At 57.7% G+C, this 18,504-nt stretch carries 19 protein-coding genes; 13 read left to right on the top strand and 6 right to left on the bottom strand.

What is annotated here, in order from left to right; all coding sequences use genetic code 11:
- Positions 1 to 95: 95 nt before the first annotated feature.
- Both ABQ278_RS18470 and ABQ278_RS18465 read right to left on the bottom strand, forming a co-directional pair.
- On the bottom strand, positions 96 to 1,367 hold the full coding sequence (locus ABQ278_RS18470; RefSeq protein WP_349322493.1) for an aminotransferase class I/II-fold pyridoxal phosphate-dependent enzyme: 1,272 nt from the start codon (positions 1,365 to 1,367) through the stop codon (positions 96 to 98).
- A gap of 305 nt (positions 1,368 to 1,672) precedes the next feature.
- The gene (locus tag ABQ278_RS18465; RefSeq protein ID WP_349322492.1) at positions 1,673 to 2,206 is read right to left on the bottom strand and encodes a response regulator; all 534 of its coding nucleotides are present in this window, start codon (positions 2,204 to 2,206) and stop codon (positions 1,673 to 1,675) included.
- Positions 2,207 to 2,385: 179 nt separating this feature from the next.
- On the opposite strand from ABQ278_RS18465, the gene ABQ278_RS18460 reads away from it, so the two are divergent.
- Positions 2,386 to 2,712, top strand: a complete 327-nt coding sequence (locus ABQ278_RS18460; RefSeq protein ID WP_349322491.1) for a response regulator — start codon at positions 2,386 to 2,388, stop codon at positions 2,710 to 2,712.
- Positions 2,609 to 2,911 (top strand): helix-turn-helix domain-containing protein, encoded by a 303-nt coding sequence (locus tag ABQ278_RS18455; RefSeq protein ID WP_349322490.1) that lies wholly within the window; start codon positions 2,609 to 2,611, stop codon positions 2,909 to 2,911. Before ABQ278_RS18460 ends, ABQ278_RS18455 begins: the two co-directional genes overlap by 104 nt.
- Positions 2,912 to 2,925: 14 nt before the next feature.
- On the opposite strand, the gene ABQ278_RS18450 is transcribed toward ABQ278_RS18455, so the two are convergent.
- A complete protein-coding gene (locus ABQ278_RS18450) occupies positions 2,926 to 3,450 on the bottom strand; it encodes a copper chaperone PCu(A)C (protein WP_349322489.1) in 525 nt (174 codons plus the stop codon).
- 134 nt (positions 3,451 to 3,584) lie between these two features.
- On the opposite strand from ABQ278_RS18450, the gene ABQ278_RS18445 reads away from it, so the two are divergent.
- The 11 genes from ABQ278_RS18445 (at position 3,585) to ABQ278_RS18395 (ending at position 14,735) form a co-directional block, all read left to right on the top strand.
- Complete coding sequence (locus ABQ278_RS18445) at positions 3,585 to 4,250, top strand: Plug domain-containing protein (RefSeq protein ID WP_349322488.1); 666 nt, start codon at positions 3,585 to 3,587, stop codon at positions 4,248 to 4,250.
- Positions 4,219 to 5,628, top strand: coding sequence for a TonB-dependent receptor (locus ABQ278_RS18440; RefSeq protein ID WP_349322487.1), 1,410 nt, complete (start codon positions 4,219 to 4,221; stop codon positions 5,626 to 5,628). Before ABQ278_RS18445 ends, ABQ278_RS18440 begins: the two co-directional genes overlap by 32 nt.
- A gap of 52 nt (positions 5,629 to 5,680) precedes the next feature.
- Complete coding sequence (locus tag ABQ278_RS18435; RefSeq protein ID WP_349322486.1) at positions 5,681 to 6,112, top strand: copper uptake system-associated protein; 432 nt, start codon at positions 5,681 to 5,683, stop codon at positions 6,110 to 6,112.
- Between the two features lie 33 nt (positions 6,113 to 6,145).
- Positions 6,146 to 6,436 (top strand): hypothetical protein, encoded by a 291-nt coding sequence (locus ABQ278_RS18430; RefSeq protein WP_349322485.1) that lies wholly within the window; start codon positions 6,146 to 6,148, stop codon positions 6,434 to 6,436.
- A 76-nt stretch (positions 6,437 to 6,512) separates the two neighbouring features.
- Complete coding sequence (locus tag ABQ278_RS18425) at positions 6,513 to 7,880, top strand: ATP-binding protein (RefSeq protein ID WP_349322484.1); 1,368 nt, start codon at positions 6,513 to 6,515, stop codon at positions 7,878 to 7,880.
- Complete coding sequence (locus ABQ278_RS18420; RefSeq protein WP_349322483.1) at positions 7,870 to 8,430, top strand: response regulator transcription factor; 561 nt, start codon at positions 7,870 to 7,872, stop codon at positions 8,428 to 8,430. The genes ABQ278_RS18425 and ABQ278_RS18420 overlap by 11 nt, the downstream gene beginning before the upstream one ends.
- 295 nt (positions 8,431 to 8,725) lie before the next feature.
- Complete coding sequence (locus tag ABQ278_RS18415) at positions 8,726 to 10,864, top strand: TonB-dependent siderophore receptor (protein ID WP_349322482.1); 2,139 nt, start codon at positions 8,726 to 8,728, stop codon at positions 10,862 to 10,864.
- A gap of 261 nt (positions 10,865 to 11,125) precedes the next feature.
- The gene (locus ABQ278_RS18410; protein ID WP_349322481.1) at positions 11,126 to 11,980 is read left to right on the top strand and encodes an MbnP family copper-binding protein; all 855 of its coding nucleotides are present in this window, start codon (positions 11,126 to 11,128) and stop codon (positions 11,978 to 11,980) included.
- Positions 11,981 to 11,983: 3 nt separating this feature from the next.
- Positions 11,984 to 13,168: an MbnH family di-heme enzyme gene (locus ABQ278_RS18405; RefSeq protein ID WP_349322480.1), complete on the top strand. Its 1,185-nt coding sequence runs from the start codon at positions 11,984 to 11,986 to the stop codon at positions 13,166 to 13,168.
- The gene (locus ABQ278_RS18400) at positions 13,165 to 13,515 is read left to right on the top strand and encodes a copper resistance CopC family protein (protein WP_349322479.1); all 351 of its coding nucleotides are present in this window, start codon (positions 13,165 to 13,167) and stop codon (positions 13,513 to 13,515) included. The genes ABQ278_RS18405 and ABQ278_RS18400 overlap by 4 nt, the downstream gene beginning before the upstream one ends.
- Entirely contained in the window at positions 13,512 to 14,735 is a 1,224-nt protein-coding gene (locus ABQ278_RS18395) for a copper chaperone PCu(A)C (protein ID WP_349322478.1), read from the top strand. The genes ABQ278_RS18400 and ABQ278_RS18395 overlap by 4 nt, the downstream gene beginning before the upstream one ends.
- A 218-nt stretch (positions 14,736 to 14,953) precedes the next feature.
- Here the strand turns inward: ABQ278_RS18395 and ABQ278_RS18390 are convergent, their stop codons facing one another.
- From ABQ278_RS18390 to ABQ278_RS18380, 3 genes are read right to left on the bottom strand one after another with little or no spacing between them, the layout of a single operon-like run.
- A complete protein-coding gene (locus ABQ278_RS18390; protein ID WP_349322477.1) occupies positions 14,954 to 16,309 on the bottom strand; it encodes a DUF3526 domain-containing protein in 1,356 nt (451 codons plus the stop codon).
- The gene (locus tag ABQ278_RS18385; protein WP_349322476.1) at positions 16,306 to 17,736 is read right to left on the bottom strand and encodes a DUF3526 domain-containing protein; all 1,431 of its coding nucleotides are present in this window, start codon (positions 17,734 to 17,736) and stop codon (positions 16,306 to 16,308) included. The genes ABQ278_RS18390 and ABQ278_RS18385 overlap by 4 nt, the downstream gene beginning before the upstream one ends.
- Complete coding sequence (locus ABQ278_RS18380) at positions 17,733 to 18,482, bottom strand: ABC transporter ATP-binding protein (protein ID WP_349322475.1); 750 nt, start codon at positions 18,480 to 18,482, stop codon at positions 17,733 to 17,735. Before ABQ278_RS18380 ends, ABQ278_RS18385 begins: the two co-directional genes overlap by 4 nt.
- Positions 18,483 to 18,504: the final 22 nt, after the last annotated feature.

Here is an 18,504-nt window from a genome sequence, read left to right as displayed (position 1 = left end):
GATTCCATCGTCGATACAGAAGCCTATGTTAAGTTGTGAGCTTTCATAGCGCACCAGAGGAGTTAGGGCGCGGAATCAACCGCGCCCTAACTGCCTTATACCTTATCCAGAGCTTGCGACACATCTGCGATGATGTCGTCGATATGTTCAATGCCGATCGACAACCGGACCAAGTCCTCGGACACACCGGCCTTAACCAGTTCATCCGGGCCGAGTTGACGATGCGTGGTGGAGGCGGGATGACATGCGAGCGATTTGGCATCGCCGATGTTCACGAGACGATAGATCATCTGCAAGGCGTCGATAAAAGTCGCGCCAGCATCACGCCCGCCTTTAATGCCAAAGGACACAATGCCCGAGGCCTTGCCCCGGGTATAGGCCTGCGCCAAAGCATTATACCGGTTGTCCGGCAATCCCGCATAATTGACCCAGGCAATCTTAGGGTGGCTATTGAGATACTCCGCCACGGCTTGTGCGTTGCTGCAGTGGCGTTCCATGCGAAGACACAGGGTTTCCAGCCCCATTATAATCAGAAACGCACTATGCGGGGATAAGGCCGCGCCTTTGTTGCGCAACGGCACGACGCGACACCGACCAATATAGGCCGCCGGCCCAAACGCTTCGGTGTAAACGACGCCGTGATACGAGGGGTCAGGCTCATTCAAAGCCTTGAAACGTGCCTTTTGAGCGGTCCAATCGAACTTGCCGGAATCGACTATAATACCACCGATGGAATTGCCATGGCCGCCGATATATTTGGTCAGGGAGTGGACGACAATGTCCGCGCCGAAATCAAAGGGTCTGCACAGAAACGGGGTAGCGACCGTGTTATCGACGATCACCGGGACGCCGTGACGGTGGGCAATTTCACTGATGCGCTTGAGATCGACAATATTTCCGGCCGGATTGCCGATGGATTCGCAAAAGACCGCCTTGGTCCTGGTGTCGATCAGGCGTTCCAGCGTGTCAAAATCATCGGCTGCAAAAAGGCGGACCTCGATCCCCTGCCGCGGAAACGTGTGCATGAACAGATTATAGGTGCCACCATAAAGCTGGCTAACCGAAACGATATTGTCGCCGGCATCTGTAATGGCCTCTATGGCTGCCGTGATGGCGGCCATGCCGGACGCGACACACAAGCCACCTATACCGCCCTCCATTTCAGCGACGCGCTGCTCCAGAACGGCCGTGGTCGGGTTCATAATACGGGAATAGATATTGCCGGCAACTTTCAGATCGAACAGGTCCGCTCCGTGTTGTGTATCGTCGAATGTGTAGGAGGTTGTTTGGTAGATTGGCACCGCCGCCGGACGCTGTGGCGCCTCGGGCTTATAGGCGTGGTGTAGAGCCAGAGTTTGGAGTTTCATTAAGCATTTCCTCTGTTTATTGAGCGTTAGGCTTCCGAGGTCAAAGGGCATTCTTTGCTATTTTCAACCAAGGCTGACGCAACCGAGGTGAAATTCCTAGGTTGTGTCGTGCCATGTAAAACCCCTACTTCAGTTTTTAGATTTGTTAAACAGGCGTGCTACGAGATTGCGCTTTCGGCATTTTCCCGATTGTGGACCGCCCGGGTCTGCCGCGGGCTGTATCTCACAGTAGGATGGGGATACGACGAATACATTCTCTCGTGATGTCCGTGACCTCGACTGTTCAAGCGCACGCCCAGTCTCGCTTAACTTAACATCTTCAGCTTTCGCTGAAGTGATCGGCGATGAAGGCCCAGGCGTCTGGCCGCTTCGGATATGTTGCCGCCCGTTAAAGTCATCACCTCCTGTATCCCTTTCAACTCCTCGGCCCTTAAAACCGAGACTTGAGCAGGTTCGGGTTCTGCTAACGGTGATGGTGTCGCCTCACCCAGTGCAGCCAGAATATCGGGAACTGACGCCGGTTTGCACACATAGTGACACGCGCCAAACTTGATGGCCTCAACGGCCGTAGCTACGCTGGCGTAACCGGTGAGAAGCACAACCGTCAACTCGGGTTGTTGTGCCTTAAGAGCCTGAACACACCAAAGGCCGTTCGGCCCCTTTCCGAGATTCAGGTCGACAACGGCCATGTCCGGCGAGACCTCACCAGCCACGGCGATGGCGGCCGAAGCGTTTTGACAGGAGACGACGCGGTAACCGCGGCGCCGAAAGGACGCCCGCAGGCTGTCCATCAGTACAGCGTCGTCATCCACCAGCAAAATCGTTTTCTTGGTGCTCATCTTGGGCATTCCCGGCATCATGAACATCCTCCAAATGCCTCATTGTCATATCCGCACGACGACCGACACGGGGCAGTTTGTCACTTGGACAAAGTGACCAAGTGCGCCCCTTGTTGCGAGAGGCTATAAGTCGTGCAGTCCCGCTCGTATTGCCTTTGTGCGCAAGGTCTCTCATCGTCATGTCCCAAAACGTCCTGCTCGTCGATGATGATCCAGACCTGACGGCAAGCCTCGGCCGCGCCTTCACGCGCCGCGGTTTCAAGGTCTATATCTCCCACTCGACGGAACATGCCCTGCGGGCCGCTCCCAGGTTCAAGCCTGACTTCGCCGTGGTTGATCTGCGCATGGACGGCGCGTCCGGGCTCGACTGCCTTGCCGGTTTGCACGCCTTGAGTTCCAAAAATGCGGATTGTCGTCCTGACCGGCTACGCCAGCATTGCGACGGCGGTGAGTGCCATTCAGTCGGGCGCCTGTCATTATCTGGCCAAACCCGTCGGGGTAAATGATATCCTGTCCGCCTTCGGCCGTACCAACGGTTCGCTTGAGGTCCCTATTCCCACCGAGAAGACCACGCTTAAGGATCTGGAGTGGGAAAAGATCAATCGCACCATGATGGACACCAACTACAATGTCTCCGAGACAGCCCGTCGTTTGCGGATCGGGCGGCGGAACCTGCAAAGAAAGCTAAGCCTGGCAACCGAATAGCCTCCTTGCGCCGGTTACATGCCGTCCGACGACAAGGTATTCGTTACGGGAAGGTCCACCTTAACGGCGCCGGTCCTGGCGAAGGTCAAAACGACCGTCTTTGTCTGCCCGTCTTTCAGAGGCGCCTTCAGGCCAGCCAGCATGATATGGTTGCCGCCTGGGGTGAGCGATAGGGATTGCCCTGCTGGGATGGGGAAGCCATCCTTCGCCTCCCCCATGTTCATCATATTACCGTCCATGCTCATCGTATGGAGCGACACTGACGTCGCGCAGTCGCAAGTCACGCTCAGCAGACTATCATCTGTCTTGCCCGCATTGGTGACCTTTAGATAGGCCGCACTGGTGGTGCCGTTGCCCAGGGTCGCACGTGCCGCGTATTCGCTGATGGTCAGGTCACCGGCGACCACATCGGATACAACCGGCCACGACACAGACGACTTCGTATCACCCTGCGCGCCCGCATGATCAGAGGCCGGTTCACGCGAGCATCCTGCGCCGGCCAACAAGGCCAGGACGGTTATGGCGGCTATCGGTTTCATGCAATGCCCCTTCTTTTAGAGGCACGCAGCTTCTCCCTTATTGTGACGATCTGCCATTGGACAAAGTGTCCAAGGGTTTTCAGGGATAAAGGTGGCTATAAGGCCCAATATCTATCGACCAATTGGGACTATTTATGAAATCCTACCTCTATATCAGCGCTGCGGCCTGCGCGCTTCTGACGACGCCGGTTCTGGCACAAACCACCGACGGCCAAGACGCCGTCACGACGGTTATCGTGACCGCACAGAAGAACCCAGAAGATCCGAAGGTCGTGCAAGAGGCGCGTGCCGCCCTCGCCCGCACACCCGGTTCGGTATCCGTTGTCGCCAATGAAACCTATGAAACGCGTCTGGCCATTGGATTTCCAGACCTGCTGCGTGACGTCCCGGGTGTCCTGTCCAACAAGCGCTACGGCGAAGAATCACGTTTGTCGATTCGTGGCTCCGGCATCGACCAGTCCTATCACCAGCGCGGGGTCCTGTTGGCGCAAGATGGCGTTCCGTTCGCAGATGCCGACGGCTTTTCCGATTTTCAGAAGGTCGACGCCCTGAACGCGCGCTATATCGAGGTCTATAAGGGCGGCAACGCCCTGCGCTTCGGTGGCGCGCAACTGGGCGGCGCCATCAACCTGATCACGCCGACCGGCAAGACGGCTGAAGTCCGCCAATCTCCTGCGTGTCGAGGGCGGTTCATTCGGAACCCTGCGCGGCAATGGCGCGATTGCCCGCACCCTCGGCAACTGGGACGTCTATGCCTCCGTCAGCGCCATGAAGGCCGACGGCTACCGGACGCACAGTAAGCAGGATCAAACCCGCGCCTCGCTTAATGTGGGCTACACGTTCGGTGAAGAGCAGGAGGTCCGCCTGATCGTCACCGGCGCCGACATCAACCAGGAGGTGCCAGGCACCCTTAGTCTGAACGCGGCTCTGACAACACCTGAGAACGCCGGGGCGGGCGTCGAGGCCAACGACTGGGCGCGCGATCAGAAGGTCGGTCGCATGACCGTGCAGACCCACTGGCGTCTGAGCGATGACCTCGTCTTCGAAGGGGGTATCTACGCGACCGCGACCAGCCTGCATCATCCCATTTCGATCGTCATCGATCAGGAAATCCACACCCAGGGTCTGTTCGGGCGGTTCGACTGGAACGGCACCTTAGGGGGACATAAGGCCGATCTGTTCTATGGCCTGTCCTATCGTCAGGGCACCAGCAATCAGGGTCTCTACGTCAATATGGGTGGACAAAGCGGCTTCCAGTTCGGCCGTGGTCACCAGGAAGCTTCAGGTCTCGACATCTTCGCGGAGGGCCGTTATTTCACGACGGAGAAGCTTGCCGTGGTGCTCGGCGCCTCCTATGGCAAGGCGACCCGTGACTATACGGATCGCCTGAACGCCACTAACAACGCTTCAAAGGACTTCAACTGGTTCGCCCCGCGCATCGGCCTTCTGTGGCAGGGCGATACGGGCACCCAGATCTACGCCAATATCACGCAGTCGGTGGAACCGCCGCACTATGGCGCATTGGTCCAGTCGCCCGTGCCGCAATTCGTGCCCGTGCGCGCGCAAAAGGCCGTCACCGGTGAGCTCGGCACCCGTGGCAAGAGCGGCGTTTTCACCTGGGACGTCACGCTCTATCGCGCGCAGATCAAGGGCGAGCTGTTGAGCTTCAGCGCCGCGACGGGGTATCCGGCCGCCTTCTTCAATGCTCGCAACACAGTCCACCAGGGCCTGGAAGCCAGTCTCGACTGGCGGGCGCCGGTTGCGGTCGGCAAGCTGGTCGTTCGCCAGACCTATGCCTATTCGGATTTCAGGTTTGACAACGATCCGATCTATGGCGATGGCCGCCTGCCGGTCGTGCCGGAGCACCAATACCGTATCGCGCTCAACTACGCCCATCCGTCTGGCTTCTTCGTCGAGCCGGCGATCGACTGGCGCCTGTCCAAGGTCTATGTCGATTATGCCAATACCCTGAAGGCGCCGGGCTATGCGCTTTTGAACCTCAATACCGGCTGGAAGCTCAAGTCTGGCGTCACGCTTTACATCGATGCCCGCAATCTGACCGACGAAAAATATGTCGCGGAATTCGGCGCGGTGACCGATGCACGCACCGCCTCGACCGATGTCTTCTACCCTGGCGAAGGTCGCAGTGTTTTCGCGGGCGTCGCCTACCGGTTTTAAGCCATCACCTGGGCGGCGGATACGCCGCCCCTCAATTACAAGAAACCTAACCATGAAACGAAGCCTTATCGTCCTACTGCTCGTCGCCGGCCTCGGTATAACGGCCTGTGCGCCGAAGACTGACTCGTCCGACGCGCTGATCCGCGACACACTCCATAAACAGTTCGACCAGGCAGGCGTTACCCTTGAGCTCGATCCGGTTTTGGTGTCTGGGGACCACGCGCTGGTCGACTGGTCGCAAGGCACCATGGGCGGACGCGCCCTATTGCAAATGAGCGATGGCGGGTGGCGGGTCGTCCTGTGCGCCGGCGATGGCATAAGGTCGCAGGCTGCCCTGGAACAGGCGGGCGTACCGGCGGCCGATGCCCGCCGCTTGTCGGAGGCCCTGACCAAGGCGGAAGCTAGCATGCCGAAGGAGCGTTTGCAAAAACTCTCCCGTTTCGGCGGCATCATGCGCATGGACGGACAGACATCTCATAAATGACCGACACAGTCAGCCACTCACGGAGGGGGCGTTATGCGTTATCTGAAAGGATTTATCCATCTGCTGGCCACGCCCGTCTTCTGGGGCCTGGCCGCACTCCTCTATGTTAACCCCTCGTCAGGCCATGGCGCCATGGCCGAGCATATGGCCATGATGGGCATGGATATGAGCTCTCCCCCTCTGTTCGTTTTCGGGTACAAGCTGCCAGAGGCTGCAGGGACCATCCTAAACAGCATGTGGCTTATGTACGCCCTGATGGGTCTGTTCCACCTGGCGCCCTGGTTCGACCTTGTCAAAGGTGGACGCAAATCGTCTACTTCATGAGCAGCGACTGGTCCTTCACTTCGTGCGTCCAAAATTTATTAATCCAGCCCTGCCCGCAAGGTTCGTAATTCATAAGATGACATCCCTTCACGCCATTGATCAGACTGCCAATCGCCAGAACCTGCGTGTCCTTATCAATCTCCGGGGCATGGCCTTTTGCGCGCAAATGATCGCTATTTTTGTCACCTATTACGGCCTGAGCATCGTCTTGCCCGTAACCTACATGGTGCTGACAGCCTCTGTCCTCGCCGTCTTGAACCTCTACAGCTTGCACAGACTGCATGTGCTGAAGCCCGTCAGCAATCTCGACCTGTTTCTTGGCCTCGTGGTCGACGTTCTCGTGCTGGCCCTGCAACTCCATTTTAGCGGCGGCACCTCCAACCCGTTCGTATCGTTTTTCATGCTGCCAGTCATTATCGGCGCCGTCATGCTGAGTGCCGTCTATGCCTGGTCGATTTATGGGATCACCCTGCTGGCCTATCTCGCCCTCGCCGTCGCGGGCATGGGCCATCCCATGCCCCAAATGATGGATATGCCGGGCATGGAGGGGACCGGGCACGCCGCATCGAGTTTGATTGACCATTCCAGTCTGCACATGAACGGCATGATGCTGGGCTATGGAATCTGCGCCGGCGCTCTCGTTTACATGATCACGCGTATTCGCAACAACCTCAGGACCCGCGACACCGAACTGGAAGCCATGAAAGCCCAGGCGCTGGAGGAGAGCCATATCATCCGAATGGGGTTGCTGAGCGCTGGCGCAGCCCACGAATTGGGCACGCCTCTGACCACCCTCTCGGTCATTCTACAGGACTGGCATGATCTGCCGCTGCCGCGTAAAAAGTCCGACCTCAAGGCGGATATCCAGACCATGCAGATGCAGGTCAGTCGCTGCAAGGCGATTGTTTCTGACATCCTGACCTCTTCCGGGGATGCGCGCGGCGAAGGCGCTGGCGTTCAGACTTTGGAAGCGTTTCTGCGTGAGACGGCTGACACCTGGCGCCTGTCTCATCCCGAAGCGAGCCTTACGACTGAGATCACCGTGCCTGCGGTCGATGTCGTCGCGGACCGCGTCATTCAACAGGCGCTTACCAACCTTCTCGATAACGCCCAGGAGGCCGTCACATCGGCCGGCGCCGCCGGTATCCGGTTCACTGCGCGTCTTGAGGACGAACACGTGATCATTGCCGTCAGGGATCATGGCCCAGGCTTTACCCAGGACATTCTCGATCGCTTGGGTCAGCCCTATGTCACGACCAAGGGCGCAACCGGAAAAGGGCACGGGCGCGGCCTCGGGCTCTTTCTGGTGACCAATACGGTGCGTAAACTGGGCGGCACCTTCCAGGCCGGCAACGACATCTCTAAGGACGGCAGCCTCTTGGGCGGCGTTGTCACACTCACCCTGCCGCTTGATGCCATCCGGATGACGCCTCATGCCAACTGACAAGCCAAAGGCCATACCGCAGAAGCCTTCTAGGGTCCTGATCGTCGATGATGATCAGGTGTTGGCGGAGACCCTCAGACGGTCCTTTGAACGCCGGCACTTTGACGCGCGCGTGGCCCATGGCACCGACACGGCGCTTGCCGAGGCCGAAACCTTTCTGCCGGATTATGCTGTGGTCGACCTGCGCATGCTGGGCCCCTCCGGTCTCGAGTGCGTCAAGGGCCTGAATGCCCTGAACCCCACAATGAAGATCGTTGTTTTGACCGGCTATGCCAGCATCACGACAGCCGTCGCGGCTGTCAAACTGGGCGCCTGCCACTATCTGGCCAAACCGGCGAACCTCGAGGACATTCTGGCCGCCTTCGAAAAAGCCGACGGCGAAACCGACATTCCGATAACGGATAAAAAGAGTTCGTTGAAGACCGTGGAATGGGAACGCATCAACGAAGTGCTGGTCCAGTCCAATTACAACATCTCGGAAACCGCACGCCGGCTGAACATGCACCGTCGGACGCTGGCGCGTAAACTGGCGAAGCGCCCCATGACGTGAATAGCCAGGCTGAGCGGATAAGATCGCCTCAGCTTATACAATACCAAAACAATGAGATAAATTCGGGAGGCTGGCCGATATCCACCTGGACGCCCTCGACATATCTCTTCGTAGAGCGCCCCGCCTGGGCAAACTATCGCCCCCCGGCAGATTAAAAGCCTCTGTCGATGCAAGGCTCAATGAGCGTTTCCTTTGCGCAACAGTCATCGCGTCCGATGCGCCCTTGGGCATTTTGTCCAAGTGCTAAGCGCCACCACACCGTCTATGGCAATCATCTGTTCAACAGGTTGATCATATGAAACAGTTTCTTTTCCTCTCCGCCGCCACGTTCGCACTCATATCGGCCTCAGCCGCCACAGCGCAGGAGACGGCACCTGATGACACGAAGGGAACGGAGGTCATCGTCGTCGGTGAAAAGCTATTACCGGCCCAAACGACGACCGCCAACAAGACCAAGGCCCGCAACCTATTGACACCCCAAGCCATCCAGGTAGTACCTGAGCAGGTTTTGGACGATCAGCATACCCTGACCCTGGCCGAAGCCACGCGCAACGTAGCGGGCGTGACCACCGACTTCGGTTTCAACGGCGAAACACAGCCACTGCTCATCCTCCGCGGTTTTTCATCGACCTCGATGACGGCCATGGGCAGCATGTCGGGCAGCTCAACCTACTATGTGGATGGCGCCAAGGTGACCGGCCTTCCGGTCAATATGGCAGATGTGAAGTCTGTCGAGGTCATAAAGGGACCGAACTCCGTCCTCTTTGGGCGTGGTGAGCCTGGCGGTCTGGTCAATGTTGTGAGCCGCTCACTTAAGGTGAAGCCGGGATTTGATTTCGAACAGACCCTGGGTGAGTATGGTTTGTCACGCTCTGTTTTAAGCGCAAGCGGCGCGGTCAATGAGGACAAGTCTCTACTGCTGGGCTTTTCCACCAGCCAATATGATACCGATTCCTATCGGGATTTTGTTGAAGAGCATATGACGGCGTTCGGCCTGCGCGGCCAATGGTCTCCGAATACCAACAACACGCTCTATGCCAGCGTTGACTACGTCGACCATAGCTACCGCACAGACTATGGCTTACCCGCCATTGGAGATCGTGTCGCCAATCTGCCACTCAATACTCAGTACAATGACGCGCCACAGCTATCGGGCGAAAAAAGCGTCTCAGCGCGCGTCGAATATACCCACGCGTTCAGCGATGACTGGAGCCTGAAAATTCGTGGCGTCAAGGTGACCGCCGACACTGAGGAGGTCGATATTGCACCGTATCGTGTCGATCTGTCTGGATCGGCTGATCCTTTGTGCGATATCGGCGCCACCCCCGCAACCACCTGCCGCTATTACTACTACGTACGACCGGATGGCAAATATGACATGCATCAGGTTACGGCGGACCTGACCGGCACGATACGCTGGGGCGGCGCTACGCATAATGTCCTCGTCGGCGCCGAGACCTACGAAGCCCAAAAGTCAGGCACCACCTATTTCGAGCAGATAGCGTCCGTCGATCTATATAACCCGGCCTTGGGCGGTGCGCCCGGCCTCGACACCAGCCTTGCCATGCCGATGGACATGGAAGATCGGAATAGCTGGGAGGGTGTTTACGCGCAGGACCAAATCGATTTCGGCAACGGTCTCAATCTGGTGATTGCCCTACGTCACGACAAGACGAAGGCCATCTACGCCATGCCGGGCACAGCACCCAATGAGGTATCTTTCACCTCCCCGCGTGTCGGCCTTGTCTGGGCCTACAAGTCTAATCAGGTCTTTTACGGCCAATATCAGAAGTCATTGTCGGCTAATAACGGACGCGATGTGGACGGTATCACGGCGCTGAAGCCTGAAATCGCTCAGCAATCAGAAGTCGGTTACAAGTACGTCTCTCCTGACAATCGCTTGAGTGCCAATGTGGCCATATACGAACTTACTAAAAAGAACCGCAGCGATTATTCGCTCTACCCGCAAACGATTCTAACGACAGGTGAAGCCCGTTCCCGAGGCGTCGAAGTCGATGCGCTCGGTGAAATCACATCCAAACTTTCGCTCATCGCCTCATACGCCTACACCGAGGCCAAGGTGGTGGAAGACGCCTATTACACCGGCAAGACCCTCGCCAACGTACCCAAGACAGCCGCCAGCCTGTGGGCAAGCTACGATGTATCGCCAAAGTGGCGGCTGGGCGCTGGCGCCTTTTATCAGGGCGACCGGTGGGGCGATGTCGGCAATACCTTCATCATGCCCGCCTATACGCGTGTGGATGCCATGGCGTCTTACAGCTTTAAGGCCTCCGGCGCCCAAGCGGCCCTTCAACTGAACGTCAATAATCTATTCGATACCCGTTACTACACCGGATCGCACCAGTTTGTGGCGGACTGGGTCCATCCAGGCGCGCCGCGCACGGTGTCACTGAGCTTGCGCCTCGCCTACTAGAGCGCTTTCCGAAAAGTGTGACGCACTTTTCGGAAAGCGCGTCAAAACATAAAATTAGCGCCGATCTGATCCAATCAGATCGGAACACGCTCTAAAGGCATCGGCAAGGTTTTCTGCTCAAACGCAGCCAGAAGATCACCTCGTGTAAAATCACTGAGATAATGATCATGCCCCCTTGGACAAAGTGTCCAAGTGAACAAGGCCTCTCGATGCGGCATAACAGATCCGTCTAGTCCCGAAGAAAATAATTATGAGGTCCACATGCGCAAGCAACTGGCAACACTGCTCTCGGCCACCGTGTGTTTGCTGGCGCCACACGCGCTTGCAAAACCCAAGACGGTCGACATCAATTTCGCTGCCGCGGTCAATGGACAGCCCCTGCACTGTGGCACGGCCTATGACAATGTCGGTTCGACCGGCGCAACGCTCAAGCTTCAGGACTTCCGTATTTTCGTGTCCGCCTTGCGCTGGATTGACGATCAGGGCCGCGAAGTACCCGCCAAACTGGTGGCCGACGGCGTCTGGCAGGACAATAAGGTCGCCTTGATCGATTTTGAGGACGGCACCGGCAACTGCAACGGCAACAGCGCCTTGCACACCAAGGTTACCCTCGAAGCACCCAAGGCCAACTATAAGGGTCTCGTTTTCGAGGTCGGCGTCCCCTTCGACATCAACCATCAGGATCCGACGCTGGCGCCTGCGCCGCTGAACGTGCCGGCAACCGCCTGGCCCTGGCGCATCGGCTTCAAGTTCACCACCATCGATCTGGCGACCTCGCCGGCGCCCGGCAAGACGGCGACAGCCAGCGGTTTCTCGATCCATCTCGGCAGCACAGGCTGCGGCGCAGGAGCGATCACCACAGCGCCCACAGTGGCGTGCAGCAACCCCAATCGGCCTGAGTACCGTCTCTCCAGTTTCGAGGCGCGCACCCATGTCGTTGTGTTCGACCTGGGTGATCTGCTTGCTCAGACGGACATCACCGCCAACGCGCCGCAAAGCGCACCGGGATGCATGGCGTTCGAGGATGATGACGACTGCATCGCCATTATGGACCGCTTTGGCCTGCCCTTCCGTGGCAAGCCGTCCGCCGGTCAGCATTTCGTCTCCGTCAGATAAGCGATGAAGCGCTTCACGCTCGCCCTGTACCTGGCTGCCTTTGCGATTCTCGGGATAAAGGCCACCGGCGCCTCGGCGAAGTTGTCCGAGTTGGGCGACTTCGTGGTGAGCAAGTTCGACTTCCATCTACCGGCCTGGGCGCCGCAGCCTCTGGAGCCGAAAGGCAATCCGACGACCAAGGCCAAGGTCGAACTTGGGCGCTACCTGTTTTACGATACGCGGCTGTCGGTCGACGGCACCCTGTCGTGCGCCTCCTGCCATATTCAGTCGAAGGCCTTTACCGATGGACGTCCGACTTCGATCGGGGTGACGGGCCAACATACCCCGCGCAATGCCATGCCGCTGGTCAATGCCGCCTATTTTCCGGCCCTGACCTGGTCAAATCCGCTTCTGCACACCGCTGAACAACAAGCTCTGGTGCCCCTGACCAATGTGACGCCGCCGGAGCTTGGCATCGACAAGCACGAAGACGAGATGATCACCCGCCTGAAAGCGGAGCCTATGTACCCGAAGTTGTTCAGGGCCGCCTTTCCCGAAGCCAAGGGCGACATCTCACTGGCGACTCTTACCCGGGCGCTTGCCGCATTTGAGCGCTCCATCGTGTCCTTCCGCTCCCCCTACGACCGCTATCGCTATGACAATGACATGACCGTCATGTCGGATGCCGCCTTGCGCGGCGAGGCCCTGTTCTTCGGTGAGCGTCTGGAATGCCACCATTGCCACAATGGTCTCAACTTCACCGACTCCGAACGCCATGCCCGCAATCCAATGGGCACCTCGGCATTTCATAATACCGGGCTCTACAACATGGATGGCAAGGGCGGCTATCCGGCCGACAATACCGGCATTCGTGAGATCACGGGCCGCGACGATGATATGGGCCGCATGCGAACCCCCAGCTTGCGCAACGTCGCTGTGACCGCGCCCTATTTCCACGACGGTTCCGCCAAGACCCTTGACGACGTCATCGATCACTATGCCGCCGGTGGGCGCACGATTCAAAATGGCCCTAATGCGGGCGTCGGCAAGAACAATCCGCTCAAGAGTTCGTTCATCTCGGGCTTTACCCTCACGCCCTCCGAGCGCGATGACCTCAAGGCGTTTCTCAATTCTCTTACCGACGATGCCGTCCTGACGGATCCGCGTTTTTCAGACCCGTGGCCCAAACCCCAAAGGAAGATACCATGAAGTTCAGCGCCCTCGTCCTCTCCGCCGCACTCGCTGCACTTCCTCTAAGCGTAGGTGCGCATACCGCCTTAACAGGTTCGGTGCCCGAAAGCGGCGCGATCCTTGAGCAGTCGCCGCCTTCTATTGCCCTGACCTTCGCAAGCCCCGTCCGGCTGACCCAGATCCGTGATGTCAATGGATCCAAGTCAAAGCGCTTACCGTTCGCGCCAACCGGCAAGTCCGATAGCTTTACCGTCCAGGCGCCCAACCTGCCCGCCGGGCGAAATGAGCTGCGCTGGAAAGCCCTGTCCGAAGATGGGCACGTGATGGAAGGCACAATCCTCGTCGTCATTCGCCCGCATTCATGACGGTGGAAACCGTCCTCGCCATTCTGGCCAAGGCCGTCCTCTACGCAGCCACCCTGACGGCTGCCGGGACAGTGTTCAGCGCGATGACGCTGCGGACAAGCCTCTCGGGTGGTCTCGAAATGATCATCCGCCACGCGGCCCTTATGTCTGCTGGTGCAAGTCTCGCCAGTCTGTTTCTGTTGTTCCTGCGGCTGGGTGGCGGATTCAACATGCCGACGCTTAGTGCCATCTATGAAGAGCCGGTCGGGATCGGCCTCATAGTCCAGACCCTCAGCGCGATCCTGTTAGCCTGTGTACCCGTACAAAGGTGGCTGGCCCTCATCGCTGGCCTAGGCCTGATCTCGGGCTTTGGCATCGCCGGCCATTCTGCGGCGCACGGCGCGGCCTGGGGCTTGGTGGCAGGCGTTCATGTGTTGCTTGCCGCCTGGTGGGTGGGCGGTCTTTGGACCCTGCTCAATCTGAACAGTGCGAAGCCTCCGGCTCTCGTCATCAGAAGGTTCAGCCGCCAGGCCCTGTTCGGGGTCGCGGGCATACTAATGGCGGGTCTGGTGATTGTCATCGGTCTGTTGGGTACGGATATAGATTTCAGCGGCGACTATGTGCGCTGGCTGCTGCTCAAGCTGTGCCTCGTCGCTGTCCTGCTAGCCCTCGCGACCCTCAATAAGGTCGTACTGACGCCTAAGCTCGATACCGAGGTCACGGCGGTCCACCGTTTTCGCCTGGCTATAAAGGTCGAGCTTTCTATTATGGTGGCCATTGCGCTGGTCGTCGCCTGCATGACCACCGTGTCTATGCCCGATCGCAAGGTGATGGTATCGAACGATCTGGCCCCAACGGTTCGCTTGAGAGACCTGACCGTCCGTAACTATATGATGCGCGCCTCGCTGGGCAATGTCCCGACCTCAACTCTGTACCTCAACATCGTCAATTCCGGACCGAACGAAGATACTCTGCTATCGGCCGATTGCATCTGCGCTGACCGCGTGACCTTCCACAGGATGAAGATGCAGGGCAATGTGATGACGATGGAAGACCTTGATCAGGGGCTCGTTATTCCACCTCACGGCCATATACGCCTCGACCCCATGGGCACGCACCTTATGCTGACCGGCACGAAGCACAGACTGGTTGCAGGATCGAAGGAAACGGTCGTTCTGCATTTTCAAAGGTCGGGCGAGTTCGTGTTGCAAGTGCCGGTTAGTGACTTGCAACACGACTAAAGCCTAGTCTCACATCTGGCAGAGCGCATGCGTTCCCCAAAAGGATTGAAGCGGATGTGGCTTCCACTACGTCCCAAACAGATGTAGAACTACACCGCTGGACATTGGCCGTCACGAAGCGAACGCAAATGTCACGATGTGTCGCGCGCTCAAAGAGCGCGGGAAGCAAAATACTGTTGGCGTAGCTATTGGCCCTTGCTCGCATGGCTTCGCATTGTCTAACCCAGCCTTTGGCGCAATAGCCGAAGACCCGCCCACCAGATGAGCGCTGTCAGGCCTAGCAGGGCCACAAGTCCCAGAATTCCGCCGCCACTGGAATGGGGCTTGGCCTCGAACCGAGGCGCCTTAGCAAACTCAGTCTCATGGAACGCGACCTTGTTAAAGATATAGGGGTAATAAAAGTGCCTTAGAGCCGTATGAAAGTCCGCTACCTGCTGCTGATATCCCAGATAACGTTTGATATCGGTGTCGGCGAGCCGTTCCAACATAAGTTGAGTTCCCACTGACGGGAGGAAAAAGCCAACCCCTTGCGCATAATCCTGACGCCGTTCGATGCTGTCTCGATAGGCCTGAACATCGGACGATACGGTTTCGTCACCGAGTTGATGAAAGGCGAAGTACCATTTCCACTCAAAGGCTTCACCCAGCGGTGGCGTGTTCTTCCATTCGGGGTGGGTCTGAAAAAAGCGCTCCATAGTCAGAACTTTGGGGACTTCCCACGCCCCATGCACCGATTGGCGTTGTTTCAGCACGATATCGACACCCTGAGGCACGGGAACAGCGCGGCTGATGGCAATGTGAGCCACGACCGGCGCGATCAGAACCAGAACCATCCACTGACTGAGCAGAGCCAGCGTATTGAGTCGGGATCCTAAACCAAACGCTGAAGTCACCAGACAAAGCCCCGTCCAGAACGCAACATAGAGCGCCATGAGCCCCAGCACCTCCAAAGTTGCAATAAAGGGCGCCTGGGCGATCATCGCGCCCGCCATGAAGGGGACCGCCACGGCCGCCCAGATCAACATGCCCCGGAGCCCTGCCCGTCGCGCCCAGAAGCCTCCGCCAACTTTCGGCGAGGCGCGCAACAGATTTAGACGTCCGGTTTCAGCTTCATGCGACACCAGATCATGCAACAGCACGACCAGGAATAGTGGTGCCAGATAGATGAGGACAAAGCTGAGATCAAAGCGTCCCGGCAAGGCCAGTTCCGGATTGAAAATATCGCCTTCGTAAAGCTGAGCCTGTAGGCCAAGTGCCCTCACTCTCAGATTATAGGGCAGGACATCACGTTGCCCGAGGGCTGCAAAGGCGAGGTTCGAAGGCGGATCAAAGGTATGAAAGAAGCTATAGTAGGCGACATAACCCGCATCGCCTTCGGGGCCGTAGGCCTTGGCCAAATCGGCCATGTCGCTTTTTTGCAGGCTCTCAAGATGAGAGATCACCGCGCTCTGACGGCCCACTTCGGTGAGGCCGCGTCCGACCGCGAAAATCGACAACAGGCTGAGGATTATGACCGCTATCAGCGTCGGCTTTGACCGCGTAAGCAATGTCCATTCAAATTTAAGCGCATTCATGCCAAAGCCCTCGTCTGACGCGCCGCCACCATCTGGCCAAGGGCAAAAACCACAAGTAACCACAAGGCCAAAATACCTAAGGCCGGCAGGCTGAGGTTTAACCGGGCGGACTCTGCCGGCGGAATATAGTTAAAATCAGGATAGGCCTGCCAATGGCTGTGCGAGATTCTGTTTTCTTTGGCTTTATTCGTATCGTCGGCATAGGTCAGGGCTTGCGCCTGAAGTTGGTTCAGGTTTTGCACCAGCCCGAAGCGGTAGGCTTCGCCTTGATTTAGGAAGGCGTGATAGGCCGTCAGATCCGTGCCGGACGCACTCATGGATACGCGCTGAACGGCAATAACCGGTGATAGCCAGCCAACGGCATCCATCATCCGCATCTGGGCCTCCTGCTGATTGAAATTGCGCTGTGTATAGGCCTTGAACAGACCGCTGGTCATTGCCTCCCCCTCGACCGCCAACAGGCCCTTATAATTGACCGGCAAATCCTCGACGCGTGTCACCCCGTAAGATTTCAGCACTCTGGCTTTGAACGCATTGAAATAGGGATCATTGGGGTCGTGGCTGTCTCCCATGGCCTTAAGCTCTTTGTGAATGCGAATATCGGTTTCCATCTGCGTCAACAACGGGCGCGAGTGCGCAATGAAATCAGGCGCGATACGCGGCACGAACACGCATACAAATGCCCATACGCCCATAAGAATCAGAAGCGCGTCGCGGCTTTTGCGCGCCAGGCCCGACACCACAAGAATGCCCCCGGACCAGATCAGGAGGTACAACACATATCCCGAAATGATCGAAGCGGTGAGCGCCACGCCTATACCCGCCCGTCCGGCCAGAAAGCTGACCGTCGCCAGCGATGGCAACAGGATAAGTCCGGCCACACCGATAAGGCACAGAGCCTTGCCCCAGAAAAGCTGTGCACCTCTGACACCCTGGGTGAGACAAAGCGCAAGCGTGCCGCTTTCGTGCTCCCGCGCCAGCATCCCAAAGCCTAAAAATACAAGCAATAGCGGCGCCAGGACCTGAAGGCTAAACGCTGGCGTCAACTGTCCAAAGCGCATTAGCGAGGTGTTCTGGCGCGTATCAGAAAAGTTGGCGCTGTTTTGACGATGCCCCTCCAGATAGAGCATGTGTCCAGTATAGGCATCAATACCGGGGTCGAAGGCCGCCATCGGATTGAGCGGCCTGAAAACGAAATGCCCGTAATGCACCATACGGTGTGGGTGACGATCGGGTTGTGCATCAAAAGCCTGGTTGGCAGCGGACTGATAGGTCTGACGCAGAGTCTGAGTATATTGGTATTGATCATAAGCATTGAGTGCCGCGATCAAGCTCAAGGCCAGAAACAAACCTGCACTGATGACGGCCGTTTTGTTGCGCCAGAGTGCGCGCGCTTCATTTAGCGCGACAGAGACAAGAATTTTCATGCGGCTTGCACCTCGACAGATTGATAGGCCAGGTACAGTGCGTTGATATCGAAGCCGGTCATGTCAGACTTTTGCTCCACGGTGATCATGCGGCCCAACTTCAAAAAGCCGATGCGGTCAGCGACCTGTGTCGCCCCCAGGAGGTCATGGGTGACCATCAATATCGCCGTGCCCTTTCCACGCAAAACATCCAGCAGATTATGGAATTCAGAGATGGCGAGCGGATCGAGTCCTGAGGTGGGCTCATCCAGCAGGAGGACAGGCACATCGCGCGCGACAGCCAGGGCAATCGCCACCTTTTGCCGCATACCCTTGGAATAGCCGCTTAAGTGTTTTTTGCGTGCGGCCGGATCAAGCCCGACAGCATCCAGGGCCTCTTCAATCCGTCCGCGTTCCGGGTCGACACCTGCCAGTGTCAAAAGGTAGGCGAGATTTTCACGGGCGTTTAAGTGCTCATATAGGGCGACATTTTCCGGCACATAGGCGATGCGCGACCGCGCTTTTGCGGGATCGGCGATGATGTCTTCACCGGCCACAACGACGTCGCCCGACTGCGGCTTGAGAAACCCTAAAAGCACCTTTAGTGTCGTGGATTTACCCGCGCCATTGCCCCCCAACAGGGCATAGATTTCTCCGGCACTCACCCCGAGACTCAACCCATTCAGAACCGCCTTGCCGCCATATCCTGCGCAAACACCCTTCAATGTCAGAGCCTCTAGGCCCGCCGATTGTGTTATTTCTGTCATTGCCATTGCCCTTACATTTCGC

The organism is Asticcacaulis sp. MM231 (genome assembly GCF_964186625.1).
Lineage (GTDB): Bacteria > Pseudomonadota > Alphaproteobacteria > Caulobacterales > Caulobacteraceae > Asticcacaulis.
The sequence above is the reverse complement of the archived record's forward strand: the minus strand, read 5'-3'. Positions and strand labels throughout refer to the sequence as shown.

Coding starts and splice junctions, on each gene's coding strand:
- ABQ278_RS18470 (WP_349322493.1), bottom strand. CDS start 1,367: ATGAAACTCCAAACTCTGGCTCTACACCACGCCTATAAGCCCGAGGCG.
- ABQ278_RS18465 (WP_349322492.1), bottom strand. CDS start 2,206: ATGAGCACCAAGAAAACGATTTTGCTGGTGGATGACGACGCTGTACTG.
- ABQ278_RS18460 (WP_349322491.1), top strand. CDS start 2,386: ATGTCCCAAAACGTCCTGCTCGTCGATGATGATCCAGACCTGACGGCA.
- ABQ278_RS18455 (WP_349322490.1), top strand. CDS start 2,609: ATGCGGATTGTCGTCCTGACCGGCTACGCCAGCATTGCGACGGCGGTG.
- ABQ278_RS18450 (WP_349322489.1), bottom strand. CDS start 3,450: ATGAAACCGATAGCCGCCATAACCGTCCTGGCCTTGTTGGCCGGCGCA.
- ABQ278_RS18445 (WP_349322488.1), top strand. CDS start 3,585: ATGAAATCCTACCTCTATATCAGCGCTGCGGCCTGCGCGCTTCTGACG.
- ABQ278_RS18440 (WP_349322487.1), top strand. CDS start 4,219: ATGAAGGCCGACGGCTACCGGACGCACAGTAAGCAGGATCAAACCCGC.
- ABQ278_RS18435 (WP_349322486.1), top strand. CDS start 5,681: ATGAAACGAAGCCTTATCGTCCTACTGCTCGTCGCCGGCCTCGGTATA.
- ABQ278_RS18430 (WP_349322485.1), top strand. CDS start 6,146: ATGCGTTATCTGAAAGGATTTATCCATCTGCTGGCCACGCCCGTCTTC.
- ABQ278_RS18425 (WP_349322484.1), top strand. CDS start 6,513: ATGACATCCCTTCACGCCATTGATCAGACTGCCAATCGCCAGAACCTG.
- ABQ278_RS18420 (WP_349322483.1), top strand. CDS start 7,870: ATGCCAACTGACAAGCCAAAGGCCATACCGCAGAAGCCTTCTAGGGTC.
- ABQ278_RS18415 (WP_349322482.1), top strand. CDS start 8,726: ATGAAACAGTTTCTTTTCCTCTCCGCCGCCACGTTCGCACTCATATCG.
- ABQ278_RS18410 (WP_349322481.1), top strand. CDS start 11,126: ATGCGCAAGCAACTGGCAACACTGCTCTCGGCCACCGTGTGTTTGCTG.
- ABQ278_RS18405 (WP_349322480.1), top strand. CDS start 11,984: ATGAAGCGCTTCACGCTCGCCCTGTACCTGGCTGCCTTTGCGATTCTC.
- ABQ278_RS18400 (WP_349322479.1), top strand. CDS start 13,165: ATGAAGTTCAGCGCCCTCGTCCTCTCCGCCGCACTCGCTGCACTTCCT.
- ABQ278_RS18395 (WP_349322478.1), top strand. CDS start 13,512: ATGACGGTGGAAACCGTCCTCGCCATTCTGGCCAAGGCCGTCCTCTAC.
- ABQ278_RS18390 (WP_349322477.1), bottom strand. CDS start 16,309: ATGAATGCGCTTAAATTTGAATGGACATTGCTTACGCGGTCAAAGCCG.
- ABQ278_RS18385 (WP_349322476.1), bottom strand. CDS start 17,736: ATGAAAATTCTTGTCTCTGTCGCGCTAAATGAAGCGCGCGCACTCTGG.
- ABQ278_RS18380 (WP_349322475.1), bottom strand. CDS start 18,482: ATGACAGAAATAACACAATCGGCGGGCCTAGAGGCTCTGACATTGAAG.